At 63.1% G+C, this 16,698-nt stretch carries 11 protein-coding genes and 3 rRNA genes; 6 read left to right on the top strand and 8 right to left on the bottom strand.

Annotation, left to right across the window (positions count from 1 at the left end):
• Window positions 1-297: 297 nt before the first annotated feature.
• From QFZ52_RS16105 to QFZ52_RS16090, 4 genes are all read right to left on the bottom strand, one after another.
• Window positions 298-930: a class I SAM-dependent DNA methyltransferase gene (locus QFZ52_RS16105; RefSeq protein WP_307498742.1), complete on the bottom strand. Its 633-nt coding sequence runs from the start codon at window positions 928-930 to the stop codon at window positions 298-300.
• Between the two features lie 95 nt (window positions 931-1,025).
• Window positions 1,026-1,310: an HU family DNA-binding protein gene (locus QFZ52_RS16100; protein ID WP_066217548.1), complete on the bottom strand. Its 285-nt coding sequence runs from the start codon at window positions 1,308-1,310 to the stop codon at window positions 1,026-1,028.
• A gap of 196 nt (window positions 1,311-1,506) precedes the next feature.
• Window positions 1,507-2,373: a 3-hydroxyacyl-CoA dehydrogenase family protein gene (locus QFZ52_RS16095; RefSeq protein WP_307498611.1), complete on the bottom strand. Its 867-nt coding sequence runs from the start codon at window positions 2,371-2,373 to the stop codon at window positions 1,507-1,509.
• Between the two features lie 9 nt (window positions 2,374-2,382).
• A complete protein-coding gene (locus QFZ52_RS16090; RefSeq protein WP_307498610.1) occupies window positions 2,383-3,321 on the bottom strand; it encodes a hypothetical protein in 939 nt (312 codons plus the stop codon).
• 169 nt (window positions 3,322-3,490) lie between these two features.
• Here QFZ52_RS16090 and QFZ52_RS16085 point away from each other — a divergent pair, with 169 nt between their 5' ends.
• Window positions 3,491-4,393, top strand: coding sequence for a phosphotransferase (locus tag QFZ52_RS16085; RefSeq protein ID WP_307498608.1), 903 nt, complete (start codon window positions 3,491-3,493; stop codon window positions 4,391-4,393).
• Window positions 4,394-4,574: 181 nt separating this feature from the next.
• On the opposite strand, the gene rrf is transcribed toward QFZ52_RS16085, so the two are convergent.
• From rrf to QFZ52_RS16070, 3 genes are all read right to left on the bottom strand, one after another.
• Window positions 4,575-4,691 (bottom strand): 5S ribosomal RNA (rrf, locus tag QFZ52_RS16080).
• A gap of 232 nt (window positions 4,692-4,923) precedes the next feature.
• Window positions 4,924-8,050 (bottom strand): 23S ribosomal RNA (locus QFZ52_RS16075).
• Between the two features lie 541 nt (window positions 8,051-8,591).
• Window positions 8,592-10,116, bottom strand: a 16S ribosomal RNA gene (locus QFZ52_RS16070).
• The 16S, 23S and 5S rRNA genes sit together here, the layout of an rRNA operon.
• A gap of 495 nt (window positions 10,117-10,611) precedes the next feature.
• Between QFZ52_RS16070 and QFZ52_RS16065 the strand changes: the two genes are divergently transcribed.
• From QFZ52_RS16065 to QFZ52_RS16045, 5 genes are all read left to right on the top strand, one after another.
• A complete protein-coding gene (locus tag QFZ52_RS16065; protein WP_307498606.1) occupies window positions 10,612-11,364 on the top strand; it encodes an SOS response-associated peptidase in 753 nt (250 codons plus the stop codon).
• Between the two features lie 160 nt (window positions 11,365-11,524).
• A complete protein-coding gene (locus QFZ52_RS16060; protein WP_307498605.1) occupies window positions 11,525-11,950 on the top strand; it encodes an arsenate reductase ArsC in 426 nt (141 codons plus the stop codon).
• A 118-nt stretch (window positions 11,951-12,068) separates the two neighbouring features.
• Window positions 12,069-12,848, top strand: a complete 780-nt coding sequence (locus QFZ52_RS16055; protein WP_307498604.1) for an SDR family oxidoreductase — start codon at window positions 12,069-12,071, stop codon at window positions 12,846-12,848.
• 147 nt (window positions 12,849-12,995) lie between these two features.
• Window positions 12,996-13,373 carry a hypothetical protein gene (locus QFZ52_RS16050; protein ID WP_307498603.1) on the top strand — a complete coding sequence of 126 codons (378 nt, stop codon included), beginning with the start codon at window positions 12,996-12,998 and terminating at the stop codon, window positions 13,371-13,373.
• Between the two features lie 23 nt (window positions 13,374-13,396).
• On the top strand, window positions 13,397-16,153 hold the full coding sequence (locus tag QFZ52_RS16045; protein ID WP_307498602.1) for a PHP domain-containing protein: 2,757 nt from the start codon (window positions 13,397-13,399) through the stop codon (window positions 16,151-16,153).
• Here QFZ52_RS16045 and QFZ52_RS16040 read toward each other — a convergent pair.
• On the bottom strand, window positions 16,065-16,658 hold the full coding sequence (locus QFZ52_RS16040; RefSeq protein WP_307498601.1) for a short chain dehydrogenase: 594 nt from the start codon (window positions 16,656-16,658) through the stop codon (window positions 16,065-16,067). The two genes, QFZ52_RS16045 and QFZ52_RS16040, sit on opposite strands and share 89 nt — an antisense overlap.
• Between the last annotated feature and the right edge of the window lie 40 nt (window positions 16,659-16,698).

The following is a 16,698-nucleotide window of genomic DNA, read 5'->3' as shown; positions in this document are numbered from 1 at the left end:
GCTCTGCGATACTCACCGGAGCAATTCCTCCAGGCTTTCCCGCCGCAACCCTTCAATCCTAACCCATCCGCTTTCCCTTTCGCAAATCCGCTCCCCGGCCGGATAAACCATCCAACCAGAATTCGAATTCACAAAAACAAACACCCCGGGCACCACAAAAAAGCACCCGAAAATGGTGAATGAAATCAAAGGAATGAGAATCGAAGACCGCCACCAGAACCAGCACAACCGGCCCGGCAACCCGATCTACTCTACACACTTCTGCGGTGCTCCGCAAGCCCGCCGAGACAAGGGTCTTCAGGGCACCCGAACCGCTTCCCAGTGCCCCTGAGCCCTCTGCGTGGCAGTGGCGTCCCGCGGCCTGAACACCACCGGAGAGAACCCCGCGGTGATGAGCTCCCGTTCCACCCACGCGGGAGGCCACGCCCAGGCCGGCGCCACCTTGTGGGCGAAGCATCGTGGCTCCTTGCCCTCCTCCGTGAAGAAACCGAGCAGCACTCGTCCCCCGGGGACGAGCACCCGGTGGAACTCCCCCAGCACGATGGTCACTTCCGCGGGCTCGAGGTGAATGAGGGAGAACCATGCCAGCACGCCCGCCCACGAACCTTCCTCTGACGGGAGCCTCCGAAGATCGGCCTGCTGAAACGACAGGGCTGGATGCCGGCGTCGCGCGTGCTCCAGGAACTCCGCCGACAGATCGACGCCGGCAGCCTCCACACCGCGACGCGCGAGAGCCGCGGTCCAGTGCCCCGGTCCGCAGCCGGCGTCGAGCACCGGCCCGTCGCACGCTGAAGCCCAGGCCGTGATCGCTTCACGGTCCTCCGGTTCCGCGAACTCCTCATCCCCGAAGAGGTCGATGTACAGGCCGGCCACCGCGTCGTAGGACGCCGCGACGGCTGCACCGTCGGTTCGTGCTTCTTCTCCCCGCATCACGCTTCCCTCCTCCGGGTCCACGCCATCAGGCGCTCAGCCTTAAACAGCTGAGGGCACCGGCGGATGCCGGTGCCCTCAGAAAGCGAAGGTGCTTACTTCTTGGAAGCAGCGGCCTTCAGCTTGGAGCCTGCGGTCAGCTTGACGCTGTGGCCGGCCGGGATCTGAATGGTCTCGCCGGTCTGCGGGTTGCGGCCGGTGCGAGCTGCACGGTCGGTGCGCTCAACGGCGAGCCAGCCCGGGATGGTGATCTTCTCGCCGGCGGCGACGGAAGCTTCGAAAACCTCGAACAGGGCATCCAGCACGTTGTTGACGGAAGCCTGGCTGACGTCAGCCTTCTTGGCAACTTCGGCGACGACGTCGCTACGGTTCTTAGCCATGGGTGTCCTCCTGGACGTATCGACTACTTGGAATTACCACGCGGTTCGCGCGGGAACCACTGTTCTGAAACTTACCAGCCCTGACGCCCCAGAACCGCAAATCCCGCGTGTTTTCGGTGTTTTTTGCTCCATCTCACCCGGATTCCGGTCCAAATCAGACACATCCGGGCGTGCAGGACCCCCGTTCGGACACGCCTCAGGAGTCGTAGCGGTAGAAGCCCTCACCGGTCTTGCGGCCCAGTTTGCCCGCCTCGACGTACTCACGCAGCAGAGTCCGCGGCCCCTCGGGCAGGTGCGGATTCTCCTGCGCGTAGTGGTCCTCGATGTCCAGCACCACGTCCAGCCCGACCCCGTCCATCATCTGGAACGGGCCCACCGGCATGTGCCAGTTGAGCCGGAACATCGCGTCCACATCCTCCGGGCGGGCCACGCCGTCGGCCACCACGGCCAGGGATTCCCGCTTGATGGCCGCCCACACCCGGTTGAAGATGAACCCGGTGCTTTCCTTGCGGGCTTCGAACGGGTGCACGTCGAACTCCGGCAACACCCTCAGGAGGGTGTCCAGCAGCGCACGGTCCGTCTCGCCGTCGGACATCACGTCGGCGGCGTTGGAAGCGGGCGGCATGTAGAAATGCAGATTGCAGAGCCGCGACTTGTCCCGGATCCGCTCGTTCATCAGACGCGAGGCGTACGAGGAGGAATTCGTGGCGAAGATCGCGTCGGCCGGCGCCAGCTGATCCACCTCGCCCCAGAGCGGGATCTTGATCTCGAGGCGTTCCGGGACCGCCTCGATCACGAGCCAGGCGTCCTCGAGCGCGTCCGCCAGGCTGCTGGCGGCCACCACGGTCCCTGGTTCACCGGACCCGCGCTCCGACAGGACACCGGGCAGTGTCTCGGCGACGTAATGCACGGCAGCCTCCGCCACGGCCGGCTGAGGATCGGAGATCCGGACCGTCCCGCCCCGGGAAGCCATCATGAGGGCGATCCTGCGGCCGAGCGTGCCACCGCCGATCACCGTCACGGGACGGTTCCGGATCTGTTCGAAAGTGAAGTCGTATGCCATGAGTGGTCCTCAGTCCTGCTGTTCGTGAATGCTGTTCAAGCCGGCCAGGCCTGAAAGTGGGGTGCCGAGGTCGGCGACCACGCGCGGCGCCGCGCTCTCCCCGGCGGTGTGGAGCTCGACGGCGAGGATGCGGCCGCCCAGCTCGGAGACGTACGCGACGCCGGCGTCGCCGTCGATCGCCAGACCGATCGCCTCCCGGAAACCCCGGGCGAGGATCTCCGGCTCGGTGCCCTTGGCGCCGGGAGCCGGCAGCGGCGCGCGATTCAGTGTGTTGCCGTGCGGCTCGGCGCCGCGATCGGTCCAGTACAGGAAGCCCTGGTGGATCTCCAGGTCGATCGGTTCCGGCAGCCCCTGCCACAGTTCTTCGATGTCGGTGCGTGAGCGGGCGTCCTGCCCCTCCGGCAGCGTGAGGCCTGCGCGGAAGATCCGACCGTGGCCGCCTTTCGCCGGACCCTTCTGGGTCCAGTACAGGTGACCGGCCTCCGCATCGACGGCCACGCCCACGCACTCCGGATCTTTCGATCCATCCGGCACATTGATCACGAGGTCCTGCAGCTCCGACCCGTCAACGCGCGACGACGTGATTCGGCACCCCTCGCGATCGCTCCAGTAGAGGCGTCCTGCGCCATCAGTACACAATTGCTTGCCGGTGGTGATCCCGCCAGGTTCGACGACGGCGAAGGGATGTCCGTCCGACAGTGCGGCCGCGCTGATCCCACCGTTACGGGCGCCGTAGTCGAGGCTTTCCTCGCCGCTGAGACCGGCGACCACGGCGGGGGCGCCCATGGTGGTCCAGTAGACCGACCGGCCGTCCACCGCGATGCCATCAGGGCAGGGTCCGGCATCCGGCACGAAGGTGGTGAAGGAGTTCGCACCGACGCCATCGGTGAGAGGAATTCTGATGATGTCTCCGGCTGCCAGCCGCAAGACAAGGAGCGAGTCGAACATGTCGACCTCCATTACTAGTTGCGCTATGCAACATAGCCTACGCCTCTTTTGTTGCGTATTGCAACAATTGTGGACGGTAGTGCTTCTGTGATTCGCTGACGCGGAGGAGTTCGATCCGATCAGCGGCGCCAAAGCGGCAGCGAGTGCTCAACAGGGACGAGGAAGCACGATGACGATGCATGAGGGACAGGTCGTCCTCAGTGAAGCCGACGCTGCGCGCTTGATCTTCCGCAGGTTTCCGGAGTACCGCGGCGAGACCGTCAGGCGCCTGGAGACGACCGGAACGGTCAATGCGATCTATCGGATCGGCGAGAAGGCGACCGCCCGCGTCCCGTACCTGATCGCGGATCCGCGGGGAGCGGAAACCGCGCAGGAGAAGGAGACGCAGGCCATGGAAGAGTTCCTCCGGGCGTCTCCTGTCCCCGGTCCTCGCCCACTCGGCGTCGCCGGGCCGTCGGAGATCTATCCCGGAGCCTGGAGCCTCCAGAGCTGGCTGCCCGGCACCACCCCCTCACCGCACAGTCACAAGGATTCGGAGGGCTTCGCCGACGATCTCGCAGACCTCATCGCCGCTTTAAGGCGCCAACCCACCCTCGGCAGGTCCTTTTCGGGGGCCGGGAGAGGCGGCATGCTGCGCGACCATGAGGACTGGATGCGTGAATGCCTCGAGCGGAGCTCCGGGCTGCTGGACGTCGGACTGCTCACCAGGATGTGGGATCGGTTCCGCGAGCTTCCTGCAGCCGGCGCCGACGTCATGAACCACGGGGATCTCATTCCGGCGAACCTGCTGGTGGACGGCGATCGGCTGTCCGGCGTCCTCGACACTGGAGGGTTCGGCCCAGCCGACCCGGCTCTCGACCTGGTCGCGGCCTGGCATCTGCTGGATGACCTACGACGCCGGCGCTTGCGTGAGCGGTTGGGCGTCGGGGCCGAGGAATGGGAACGTGGAGCCGGCTGGGCATTTCAGCAGGCGATGGGCCTGGTCTGGTACTACCGGGAGTCGAATCCGGACATGGCCGAGCTCGGCCGGAGCACGCTGGATCGGCTGGTCGGGCGTGGAGAAGGTGACTGACGGCCTCAGGGTGGTTCGGGCGAGTCTGGTTCCTGGTGGTGGCGGCAGTGGGGGATGGTCGCTGTGGTCTTTTGTGCCTTAAACATGAACAGCCCCCTGTGTGTGGGGGCTGTTGGTGGTGGGTGGTTAAATGACGAGCGGCCCCGAGCGTCGTTGCTCGGGGCCGTCCCTGTGTGGTTGTGTCCGGCGGTGTCCTACTCTCCCACACCCTCGCGAGTGCAGTACCATCGGCGCTGTGGGTCTTAGCTTCCGGGTTCGGAATGGGACCGGGCGTTTCCCCCACGCTATGACCGCCGTAACTCTTTCAAACACCCCGCCCGTGGGTGGGGGTTGGTTTGTAAGGGTCACTGGATCGTTTCCGTGACACGCAACACCGATCCATTGGTTCCCCAGTTGTGGCGGGGTGGTGGTGTTGCTTATTTAGTTGTGGTGGTTCCCTCGTGTCAAACCTGGTGGGTTTGTTGTTTGGGGACCGCATGGTGGACGCGTAGCACAGTTTTTTTGATCCACACCCGGGTGGGGTGTGGTGTGTGGTCAGGTTGTCGGCTTATTAGTACCGGTCAGCTTCACAGGTCGTTAGTCCCTGCTTCCACGTCCGGCCTATCAACCCAGTGGTCTGCTGGGAGCCTCTCGACCCCGAAGGGTCATGGAAATCTTATCTTGAAGCGGGCTTCCCGCTTAGATGCTTTCAGCGGTTATCCCATCCGAACGTAGCCAATCAGCGGTGCACTTGGCAGTACAACTGACACACCAGAGGTTCGTCCGTCCCGGTCCTCTCGTACTAAGGACAGCCCTTCTCAAATTTCCTGCGCGCGCAGCGGATAGGGACCGAACTGTCTCACGACGTTCTAAACCCAGCTCGCGTACCGCTTTAATGGGCGAACAGCCCAACCCTTGGGACCTACTCCAGCCCCAGGATGCGACGAGCCGACATCGAGGTGCCAAACCATGCCGTCGATATGGACTCTTGGGCAAGATCAGCCTGTTATCCCCGAGGTACCTTTTATCCGTTGAGCGACGGCCATTCCACAATGTACCGCCGGATCACTAGTCCCGACTTTCGTCCCTGCTCGAGATGTCTCTCTCACAGTCAAGCTCCCTTGTGCACTTACACTCGACACCTGATTGCCAACCAGGCTGAGGGAACCTTTGGGCGCCTCCGTTACTTTTTAGGAGGCAACCGCCCCAGTTAAACTACCCATCAGGCACTGTCCCTGACCCAGATTATGGGCCGAAGTTAGATGTCCAAAGTGACCAGAGTGGTATTTCAACGATGACTCCACGAACACTGGCGTGTCCGCTTCACAGTCTCCCACCTATCCTACACAAGCCACTCCGAACACCAATACCAAACTATAGTAAAGGTCTCGGGGTCTTTCCGTCCTGCTGCGCGTAACGAGCATCTTTACTCGTAGTGCAATTTCGCCGAGTTCATGGTTGAGACAGTAGGGAAGTCGTTACTCCATTCGTGCAGGTCGGAACTTACCCGACAAGGAATTTCGCTACCTTAGGATGGTTATAGTTACCACCGCCGTTTACTGGGGCTTAAATTCCCGGCTTCACACCGAAGTGTTGACCGGTCCTCTTAACCTTCCAGCACCGGGCAGGAGTCAGTCCGTATACATCGTCTTGCGACTTCGCACGGACCTGTGTTTTTAGTAAACAGTCGCTTCCCCCTGGTCTCTGCGGCCCTTATCCGCTCCGAGGAGCAAGTCCTCTTCACAGTCCGGGCCCCCCTTCTCCCGAAGTTACGGGGGCATTTTGCCGAGTTCCTTAACCATGATTCTCTCGATCGCCTTAGTATTCTCTACCTGATCACCTGTGTCGGTTTAGGGTACGGGCGGCTGGAACCTCGCGTCGATGCTTTTCTCGGCAGCATAGGATCACTGAATCCCCCACAAGGTGGGGTCCCATCACGTCTCAGCCTTAATGTTCCCCGGATTTGCCTAGGGAACGGCCTACCTGCTTAGACCGGGACTACCATCGCCCGGCTCAGCTACCTTCCTGCGTCACACCTGTTAATACGCTTACCTCCCCCGATCAGTTCCCAGCCTCACCACACACCACTTGCCCGAAGGCTCCTGGAGGTGGATTGGGTGGTTAGTATCCCGGGCTCAGTATGGGCGGTTCTTCGCCGGTACGGGAATATCAACCCGTTGTCCATCGACTACGCCTGTCGGCCTCGCCTTAGGTCCCGACTCACCCAGGGCAGATTAGCTTGACCCTGGAACCCTTGATCATCCGGCGGACGGGTTTCTCACCCGTCTTTCGCTACTCATGCCTGCATTCTCACTCGTGTGGTCTCCACCACTGGTTTACACCGCGGCTTCACCGTCCACACGACGCTCCCCTACCACTCCAGACGACTGAACCACGAAGGCTTGTCTACTATCTGAAATCCACGACTTCGGCGGTGTACTTGAGCCCCGCTACATTGTCGGCGCGGAATCACTTGACCAGTGAGCTATTACGCACTCTTTCAAGGGTGGCTGCTTCTAAGCCAACCTCCTGGTTGTCTAAGCAACTCCACATCCTTTCCCACTTAGCACACGCTTAGGGGCCTTAGTCGGTGGTCTGGGCTGTTTCCCTCTCGACCATGAAGCTTATCCCCCACGGTCTCACTGCTGCGCTCTCACTTACCGGCATTCGGAGTTTGGCTGACGTCAGTAACCTTGTAGGGCCCATCGGCCATCCAGTAGCTCTACCTCCGGCAAGAAACACGCAACGCTGCACCTAAATGCATTTCGGGGAGAACCAGCTATCACGAAGTTTGATTGGCCTTTCACCCCTACCCACAGCTCATCCCCTCCATTTTCAACTGAAGTGGGTTCGGTCCTCCACGACGTCTTACCGTCGCTTCAACCTGGCCATGGGTAGATCACTTCGCTTCGGGTCTAGATCACGCCACTCAAACGCCCTATTCAGACTCGCTTTCGCTACGGCTTCCCCACACGGGTTAACCTCGCGACGTAACACTAACTCGCAGGCTCATTCTTCAAAAGGCACGCCATCACAGGTACAAGCCTGCTCTGACGGATTGTAGGCACACGGTTTCAGGTACTATTTCACTCCCCTCCCGGGGTACTTTTCACCTTTCCCTCACGGTACTGGTCCGCTATCGGTCATTAGGTAGTATTTAGGCTTATCAGGTGGTCCTGACAGATTCACACGGGATTTCTCGGGCCCCGTGCTACTCGGGTATCATCCCTCGAGCGGTGCATCAACGCGACAATTACGGGACTCTCACCCTCTATGGTCGACCATCCCAAGCCGTTCATCTACGTCAGCACATTCACACCCGACCAGGTCAGTGACCCTGGTACGGAACAACCCCACAACCCCGACCATGCAACGCCCACTGGCTATCACACATGGACCGGTTTAGCCTGATCCGCTTTCGCTCGCCACTACTCACGGAATCACATGTTGTTTTCTCTTCCTGCGGGTACTGAGATGTTTCACTTCCCCGCGTTCCCTCCACACAGCCTATGCGTTCAGCTGCGGGTGACTACCCATAACAGGCAGCCGGGTTTCCCCATTCGGACATCCTGGGATCAAAGTTCGGTTATCAACTCCCCCAGGCTTTTCGCAGATTCCCACGTCCTTCATCGGCTCCTAATGCCAAGGCATTCACCGTGCGCCCTTAAAAACTTGGCCACACAAAAACCAAGACAAACACCACAACCCACACAACCCCCCAAAGGGGATCACCCAGGCCATGACGCTCGCCTTATAAGATGCTCGCGTCCACTATGCAGTTCTCAAACAACAACCCCACACCCCCATCCAACACACCCAACCGGGCACGCCTTCCAGAAGCAGGGCAACCAAACGAAACAACAACCACCACACACCCCACAAGGAGACATGCGACAGGCCTGTTGCTTCAGGACCCAACAGTGTGTCAACAACCCCAGCACCACCACAACACCAACAACTTTCCAACCACCACAACACCCAAAGGCATCACAGCGGCGTACTCACCACCAGCATCACAGCACCCGTGCAGGAACCGCACCCCCAGCCGGCAAGCCCCCTTGTTTCACAGGAACCCACCAACCATCACGAGGATGTGTCTTTTCGATATTCCACCCATGAGCACCACACCCCAGGAACGAACGCCCTGGCAGGCGGGTTCTACACTCAACCACCACCACAACCCATGCAGGCCACGACAGCGATCTCGTTTGCTCCTTAGAAAGGAGGTGATCCAGCCGCACCTTCCGGTACGGCTACCTTGTTACGACTTAGTCCCAATCGCCAGTCCCACCTTCGACAGCTCCCTCCCACAAGGGGTTAGGCCACCGGCTTCGGGTGTTACCAACTTTCGTGACTTGACGGGCGGTGTGTACAAGGCCCGGGAACGTATTCACCGCAGCGTTGCTGATCTGCGATTACTAGCGACTCCAACTTCATGGGGTCGAGTTGCAGACCCCAATCCGAACTGAGACCGGCTTTTTGGGATTAGCTCCACCTCACAGTATCGCAACCCTTTGTACCGGCCATTGTAGCATGCGTGAAGCCCAAGACATAAGGGGCATGATGATTTGACGTCGTCCCCACCTTCCTCCGAGTTGACCCCGGCAGTCTCCCATGAGTCCCCGCCATTACGCGCTGGCAACATGGAACGAGGGTTGCGCTCGTTGCGGGACTTAACCCAACATCTCACGACACGAGCTGACGACAACCATGCACCACCTGTGAACCAGCCCCGAAGGGAAACACCATCTCTGATGCGATCCGGTCCATGTCAAGCCTTGGTAAGGTTCTTCGCGTTGCATCGAATTAATCCGCATGCTCCGCCGCTTGTGCGGGCCCCCGTCAATTCCTTTGAGTTTTAGCCTTGCGGCCGTACTCCCCAGGCGGGGCACTTAATGCGTTAGCTACGGCGCGGAAAACGTGGAATGTCCCCCACACCTAGTGCCCAACGTTTACGGCATGGACTACCAGGGTATCTAATCCTGTTCGCTCCCCATGCTTTCGCTCCTCAGCGTCAGTTAATGCCCAGAGACCTGCCTTCGCCATCGGTGTTCCTCCTGATATCTGCGCATTTCACCGCTACACCAGGAATTCCAGTCTCCCCTACATCACTCAAGTCTGCCCGTACCCACTGCAGAACCAGGGTTGAGCCCTGGCCTTTCACAGCAGACGCGACAAACCGCCTACGAGCTCTTTACGCCCAATAATTCCGGATAACGCTTGCGCCCTACGTATTACCGCGGCTGCTGGCACGTAGTTAGCCGGCGCTTCTTCTGCAGGTACCGTCACTTTCGCTTCTTCCCTACTGAAAGAGGTTTACAACCCGAAGGCCGTCATCCCTCACGCGGCGTCGCTGCATCAGGCTTTCGCCCATTGTGCAATATTCCCCACTGCTGCCTCCCGTAGGAGTCTGGGCCGTGTCTCAGTCCCAGTGTGGCCGGTCACCCTCTCAGGCCGGCTACCCGTCGTCGCCTTGGTGAGCCATTACCTCACCAACAAGCTGATAGGCCGCGAGTCCATCCAAAACCACAAAAGCTTTCCACCACCAACCCATGCGGGCAATGGTCGTATCCGGTATTAGACCCAGTTTCCCAGGCTTATCCCAGAGTCAAGGGCAGGTTACTCACGTGTTACTCACCCGTTCGCCACTAATCCACCCAGCAAGCTGGGCATCATCGTTCGACTTGCATGTGTTAAGCACGCCGCCAGCGTTCATCCTGAGCCAGGATCAAACTCTCCAAAAAGAAATTCAAAACCCAGCAAACACCAATCCACCACAGGGGCGGCGAATCAGTGATTACCAAAAAAACATTGGTATCAAAAAAACATGACACACTATTGAGTTCTCAAACAACAGACTGCTCTGCGATACTCACCGGAGCAATTCCTCCAGGCTTTCCCGCCGCAACCCTTCAATCCTAACCCATCCGCTTTCCCTTTCGCAAATCCGCTCCCCGGCCGGATAAACCATCCAACCAGAATTCGAATTCACAAAAACAAACACCCCGGGCACCACAAAAAAGCACCCGAAAATGGTGAATGAAATCAAAGGAATGAGAATCGAAGACCGCCACCAGAACCAGCACAACCGGCCCGGCAACCCGATCTACTCTACACATCCACGGGATCGAGCACAAATCGAGGGCGCTGCGGTGCTTGTCAGCCGGCCGGCACCAAGTCTGTCCACATGAAGGAGTCGACCAGCACGGCTCCTCCGGTGACAGACCTATGCTGGGCACATGTGCGGACGCTATGTCATGGCCCAGAGCGCGGAGGATCTCGCTGCGGAGTTCGAAGCCGATCATTTCGCAGAAGAGCGGGTTCTTCCCCCATCGTGGAACATCCCGCCCACCAGTGACGTGCCCATCGTGCTGGAGCGGTTGGTCGACGGTGAACTTCATCGCCGGATACACATCGCGCATTGGGGGCTCGTGCCCCGCTGGGCCAAGGACGAATCCGTCGGGGTCCGGTCCTTCAATGCGCGGAGCGAAACGGCCGCCGAGAAGCCGACCTTCCGTTCGGCTCTTAAGGCCCGCCGGTGCGCAGTACCCGCCGAAGGGTATTTCGAATGGCTGAAGGGATCGGGATCCACGAAGCAGCCCTTCTACGTCCACCCGGCGGACGGGAGCCTGCTCGCCTTCGCTGGGCTCTATGAATGGTGGCGGGATGTGAGTAAGGAGGAGGGGGCTCCCGATGCCTGGCTGCTCTCCACGTCGATTCTGACCATGGCAGCCCCCGCGCCCGACCACGAAGTTCCCGTGCTGGCGGAGCTCGGGAGGCTGCATGACCGCCTGCCTCTCGCGCTGAGCCGGGATTCTCTGGCCGAATGGTTGAATCCCGCCGAACAGGACGGCGCGGGATTGCTCGAAGCCGTCCGCGCCAGGGGCCACGAGCAAGCCTCACAGTGGGTCCTGGACCGCGCGGATCCGGCGGTCGGCAATGTCCGCAACAACTCCCCCGCCCTGCTCAAGGAGTCGGGATCACTGTTTTGAGGCGGTCACTGTTTTGAGACGGCCACTGGTCTGAGCTGGTCACTCTGTTCTGAAGAGTTCACCTCACTCAGGTATTCGCTGTTCTGAGACAGTGGAGCTCTCGACCCTCTTCTCCCTGGATCTCCCTCCCGAATTCCCCTGAAACCCTAGGACTCCTGCCATGACCTCTCCAGCGAGCGCCTCCCGGCCCTCCGTGCTCTTCGTCTGCGTTCACAACGCCGGCCGTTCCCAGATGGCCGCGGCCTTCCTCACGCATCTCTCCGGCGGCGCCGTCGAGGTGCGCTCCGCCGGCTCCCAGCCTGCAGACGCGGTCAACCCCGCCGTCGTCGAAGTCATGTCCGAGGTGGGAATCGACGTGTCGGCGGAGGTGCCGAAGGTGCTCACCACTGAAGCCGTCAGGGAATCCGATGTCGTCGTCACCATGGGCTGTGGCGACAGCTGCCCCTTCTACCCCGGCAAACGCTACGAGGACTGGGTCCTGGAGGACCCGGCCGGACAGGGGGCGGAGGCGGTCAGGCCGATCCGCGAGGAGATCCGGGCACGCGTCGAAGAACTGATCCGCTCCTTGCTGCCACCTTCCTCCTGACCGCGGAGGACCCTCGCTCCCAGGGTCGTTCCGGCCGCCGAAGGGGCGCGTCGCCATCGACCGTCACGGCCGGCCCGCCCGGGTGGTCAGCCGGCGAAGCGGACCCTAGAGTCGGTGCATGAACAGTGAACAGCGCCCCCTCGCCCTGATCACCGGCGTCGGGCGACGGCAATCGATCGGCGCCGCTCTTGCCGTGGCCCTGGCTGAGGAAGGGTGGGACCTGGCCCTCAACTACTGGACCCCCTACGACGAGCGCCTCGGACTGGAGGCCGACGCCGACGCCCCGGCCGCTGTCGCGGACGAGTGCCGCGCGCTGGGCGCCGCCGTCGAGCTGCTTCCCGGGGACCTCAGCGACCCGGAGGTGCCGGCGATTCTCATCCGGGATGCCACGGATCGGCTCGGACCTCTGACGGGGCTGGTCCTGTCCCATTGCGAGTCGGTGGAAAGCGCCCTTCTGGACACCGGCCTGGAGAGCTGGGACCGCCACTTCGCGGTCAATGCCCGGGCGAGCTGGCTTCTCATCAAAGCGTTCGCCGACCGGCTGCCGGTGGTCGAGACCCTTGGGCGGACGCAAGCCCGGATCGTCGCGCTGACGAGTGATCACGTGGCCTACAACCTCCCCTACGGGGCCAGCAAAGGCGCCCTGGACCGCATCGTGATCGCGGCGGCCACCGAGCTGGCGGACCGCGGAGTGCGCGCGAACGTGATCAATCCAGGCCCCGTGGACACCGGCTGGATGAGTGACGAGGTGCGAGCGTGGTGCCTGAGGGAGACCGCGGCCGGACGGCTCGGGACAGCCCAGGACACGGCGAACCTGGTGCGATTCCTGTTCTCCGACGCGGGTTCCTGGATCAATGGACAACTGCTGCACAGCAACGGCGGCTTCAAGATCGGCTGAGAAGCACCCGCGGCGCTCGGGGATTCGCGGGGCGGGAATTAATGTCAGTGGGCCTGGCGTAGACTGAAATCATTCGAACATACATTCGAAGATGCGCCTCTGGGGCCAGGGCGCATCGTCCGTCCCGGTCCACCACGGAGGTACACCATGGGCTCCTTCACCCAGCGCCTGAACGTCATTTGCTCCACGGGGAACATTCCGGCATTCGTGTCCTACGAAGGGCGCGAGTACCGCGTCTGCCAGATCCCCAGCCGTTGGTACACCCGCAAGGCCCGGTGGGCCGAGGACAGCAGGGCGGGCTGTGGCCACAGCGGAGATCTGGTGGATTACGAGATCTGGCGCGTCCAGCTGGTGCGGGATCTGAACGGGCAGGAGATGACCCTGGATCTCGCCCACTACACCGAGCCGGACCAGTGGCGTCTGATCAAGGTCCATGATGCGCCGCTGCTGGACCGCAATGACGCCGCTGATCTCGGCGCCCAGCCGGGCAACGTCCTTTACGCGGACTTCACGCAGACGGTCTGAATCACGGGCCGACCTCACCAGCCATGAGCTTCACCCATCTGCACGTCACCACCACGTTCTCACCTGGGCACGGCACCGCAGCCCCCGCCGAGCTGGCGGCGGCCGCGGCCATGCAGGGTGCGACGGCGCTCGCCTGCACCGACCATGACGGGTTGTACGGCGCGGTCGACCACGTCGTCGCCTGCCGCACCCACGGGCTGGCGCCTCTCCTCGGGGTGAACCTTGCCGTGCTCGAACCGGACGACGGGCGGGCTCGGGGGCGTGTCTCGGGAAGGGTGGTGGTCCTGGCGCACGGCGGGGGCGAGGGGTACAGAGCACTTTGCCGGCTGGTCGCCGACGCTCACGTCCACACCGCTGGACGTGCGGGTGTCACCCTTCCTACGGGAGTGACCCGCCAGGAACTGGCCGCCCGCGCCGTGGACCCCGGCAGCGGGCTCCCTCTGCTGACCGTGTTGCTGGGCCCCGAATCGGACATCGGGCTGGCCATGCAGGGACCTCGCTATCTGCGGCCCCGGACCCTTTTCAAAGAGTGGCTCGCAGCCATGCCCACCGGGACGGTCGCCGCGGAAGTGGTCAGCCACCACGCGGACCCGGGCTCCACCTTCACCACCGGCCACGCCGCTCGCATGCTCAAACTCGCCAGGGAGCACCACATCCCTGCGATCCTGAGCAACGCGGTTCGCCACCTGAGCTCGCCCGTTCCTGCACCGCAAGAAAGGCCTGTTCAGGAAAGCCCCACGCGAGAAAGCCCGGCCTCCTCCGCGTCTTCCTCCCCTCGCCTGGCACTGGCGCCTGCCGGTCGGGACCTCCGTCGGCCCGCAGGATCTCAGGCCTTCCTCAAGAACATGCGCGAGATGGAGCAGACAGCTCGCGGGATCTGCCACGCAGCCGACCTGCGAGTGAAGGACCTCGAGCAGCTCCTCGAGGACACGCGACGCCTCACGGAAAGCTGTCGGCTGGATCCGGTCACGGACCTCGGCTGGGGGACGGATCTCCTTCCTGACGCCACGGTCCTCGGTCTGACGATGACTCCTCAGGCCGAACTCGCCGAACGCTGCCACATCGCTCTGGAACGCGACGCGTCGGGTCTGCCCGCGGCGGACGGACTGGAACTGCGCGAACGCGTCGCCCGGGAGCTGGACGTCATCGAAACCCGCGGAGCCGCTTCGTTCTACCTGGCAGCGGCTGAAGTCACGGCGACCATCAGAGGCCTCGGCATCCGAGTGAGCGGACGAAGCTGGGCGACGGCGAGCGCGGTCGCCTATTTCCTGGGCATCTCCTCCGTCAGCCCGCTCGGCCTCGCCCCGCAGAGCGGTTCGCCCACGTCCGCGAGCGCAGCCGCCCCCGATGGAGCAGATGCCCCCGATGGAGCGGAGTCCGACGTGTTCCCGCCACTCGAGCTGGACCTCGAAGCGGGTGGACTGCGCGAGGTGCACCGGGCGCTCGCCCGGCGATTCGGCAAGGACCGCGTGTGCCTCCTCGGGACGGCCCCTGCTGCGGACACGGGACTTGAGGCCTCCCCACGTGCCGGAGGAGAGGGGGCTCTCATAGAGGTTTCCGATCCCTCCGGCAGCTTGCCCGGTGGCCTCTCCCGACGGAGTTCCGGGGTGCTCCTCGGAGACACGTCGCTCCTGCATCGCATCCCCACGCAACCGGGTGGTGCGGGGCTGCCCCTCAGCCAGTACGCCCCCGGGGATCTGGGCCACTGGGGATTCCTCCGTGTCACACTGCGGGAATCGGCGGCGCAGACCGTCATCGCCCGGACGCTCCGGAGGATTCAGGGCCAGGAGACGACGGCGGGCCTCACCCCCGGGGAGGCGGAACCCTCGGAGGAGAGTCTGGCGTTGCTCGGATCCGAGCAGAGCCCGTTCGCTCCCACCGATCCGGCGGACGTCCTGGCGGCACGCCACGTGACCTGGCTCAGATCGCATCATCCGGCGGAGTTCATCGCGGCGTGCTGGGACTCCCCGGCGGTCCCGGCCCCGCAGAACGTGCTCCGGGCGGAGGCCAGGAACCTGGGCATCCCGGTGCTGCCGCTCGACGTGAATCGGAGCGCTGAAGAATGTGAAGCCGAGGATCACCGGGAGACGCCCGACGACGACGCCGCGAACCATGAAGGGCCTGGCACTCCTGAAAAGCCCAGGGCTCATGAAAGGCCTGGCACTCCAGAAAAGCCCGGGCCTTATGAAAAGCCCGGCACTCAGGGAAGCTCCCGGAGCGTGGGGCTCCGCCCGGGACTGCGCGATGTGCCGGGGCTGTCGGCTGCCGAGCGGAAACGCCTGGTGGCCGGGCGCCCGTACCACTCGGTGGACGAGCTGTTCACCCGGGCCGCCGTCTCCCGCGCGACCGTCAGGAAGCTCGCCGAGGCCGGGGCACTCGATTCCCTGTGCGGACCCGGGGGCGGCCAGGAGGCGCGCGCAGCACTGGTCCGGAACCTGCAGGAGCTCGCGCATCGCCCGGCCGGCGGCCCCCGCGTCGGGGTCCTCGGTCAGCTGACGCTCCCCCTGGGAGACAGCCTCGAGGTCCACGACGGCGAAGGGCTCGTCACCGGATCGCCCGTCGAGGGCGCCCCGGAGACCGACTCGTACGATGACGCAGCAGCGGACCCAGAGGCGGCGGACTCAGAGGCTGGCGCGGAGGCCGCCGGCGGGATGCCCGCCGGCCTTGCCGCCGTCGTCGGCGCTCCCCGGCTCAGCCGAGTTCGTACACCTGCCCCGTCTGAATTCCCTCCACCGACTTCACATACGCCTGACCCAGTACGTCGGACGGGATCCGGGTGAAGCCGGGGAAGGAGTCGAAGTACCCCGGCGCGTCTTCCAGGACGCTTGGGCTCACCGCGTTGATACGGAGACCACGGGGCAGCTCCGGGGCGGCCGCCAGGACGAACGATTCCAGGGCGCCATTGGCGAGGGACGCCGCAGCGCCCGTGAGGATCGCCTCGCGGGCCAGGACGCCGCTCGTGAGGGTGAAGGAACCGCGGTCGGCCACCAGGTCCATGCCCAGACGGACCACGTTGACCTGCCCGAGCACCTTGTCCTCGAAGCCTGACCGGAAGTCCTCGGCCGAGAGCTCCCCCAGAGGCTTGAACGGCACCGAGCCCGTGCAGCAGATCACGGCGTCCACCGTTCCGGCCTTCTCATACATCGCCAGGATGGACGACTCGTCCCGCAGATCCACGGGGATGTCGCCCTTCCGGGACGCCTGCAGCACCTCGTGCCGGTCCTGGAGCGCCTCCAGAGCAGCCCGTCCCACGTGCCCACCGGCGCCCACCAGCAGAATCCTCATGCGGTCCATCCCTTCCCGTCGGGGGCCACATCGGCTCCCA

The organism is Arthrobacter woluwensis (assembly GCF_030816155.1).
Lineage (GTDB): Bacteria > Actinomycetota > Actinomycetes > Actinomycetales > Micrococcaceae > Arthrobacter_E > Arthrobacter_E woluwensis_A.
This window is presented reverse-complemented; position numbering and strand designations above follow the sequence as displayed.

What these genes read in the sequence shown, in the direction of transcription:
- QFZ52_RS16065 (WP_307498606.1), top strand. Translation starts at nt 10,612, where the DNA reads ATGTGCGGACGCTATGTCATGGCCCAGAGCGCGGAGGATCTCGCTGCG.
- QFZ52_RS16040 (WP_307498601.1), bottom strand. Translation starts at nt 16,658, where the DNA reads ATGAGGATTCTGCTGGTGGGCGCCGGTGGGCACGTGGGACGGGCTGCT.
- QFZ52_RS16095 (WP_307498611.1), bottom strand. Translation starts at nt 2,373, where the DNA reads ATGGCATACGACTTCACTTTCGAACAGATCCGGAACCGTCCCGTGACG.
- QFZ52_RS16055 (WP_307498604.1), top strand. Translation starts at nt 12,069, where the DNA reads ATGAACAGTGAACAGCGCCCCCTCGCCCTGATCACCGGCGTCGGGCGA.
- QFZ52_RS16045 (WP_307498602.1), top strand. Translation starts at nt 13,397, where the DNA reads ATGAGCTTCACCCATCTGCACGTCACCACCACGTTCTCACCTGGGCAC.
- QFZ52_RS16090 (WP_307498610.1), bottom strand. Translation starts at nt 3,321, where the DNA reads ATGTTCGACTCGCTCCTTGTCTTGCGGCTGGCAGCCGGAGACATCATC.
- QFZ52_RS16060 (WP_307498605.1), top strand. Translation starts at nt 11,525, where the DNA reads ATGACCTCTCCAGCGAGCGCCTCCCGGCCCTCCGTGCTCTTCGTCTGC.
- QFZ52_RS16085 (WP_307498608.1), top strand. Translation starts at nt 3,491, where the DNA reads ATGACGATGCATGAGGGACAGGTCGTCCTCAGTGAAGCCGACGCTGCG.
- QFZ52_RS16100 (WP_066217548.1), bottom strand. Translation starts at nt 1,310, where the DNA reads ATGGCTAAGAACCGTAGCGACGTCGTCGCCGAAGTTGCCAAGAAGGCT.
- QFZ52_RS16105 (WP_307498742.1), bottom strand. Translation starts at nt 930, where the DNA reads ATGCGGGGAGAAGAAGCACGAACCGACGGTGCAGCCGTCGCGGCGTCC.
- QFZ52_RS16050 (WP_307498603.1), top strand. Translation starts at nt 12,996, where the DNA reads ATGGGCTCCTTCACCCAGCGCCTGAACGTCATTTGCTCCACGGGGAAC.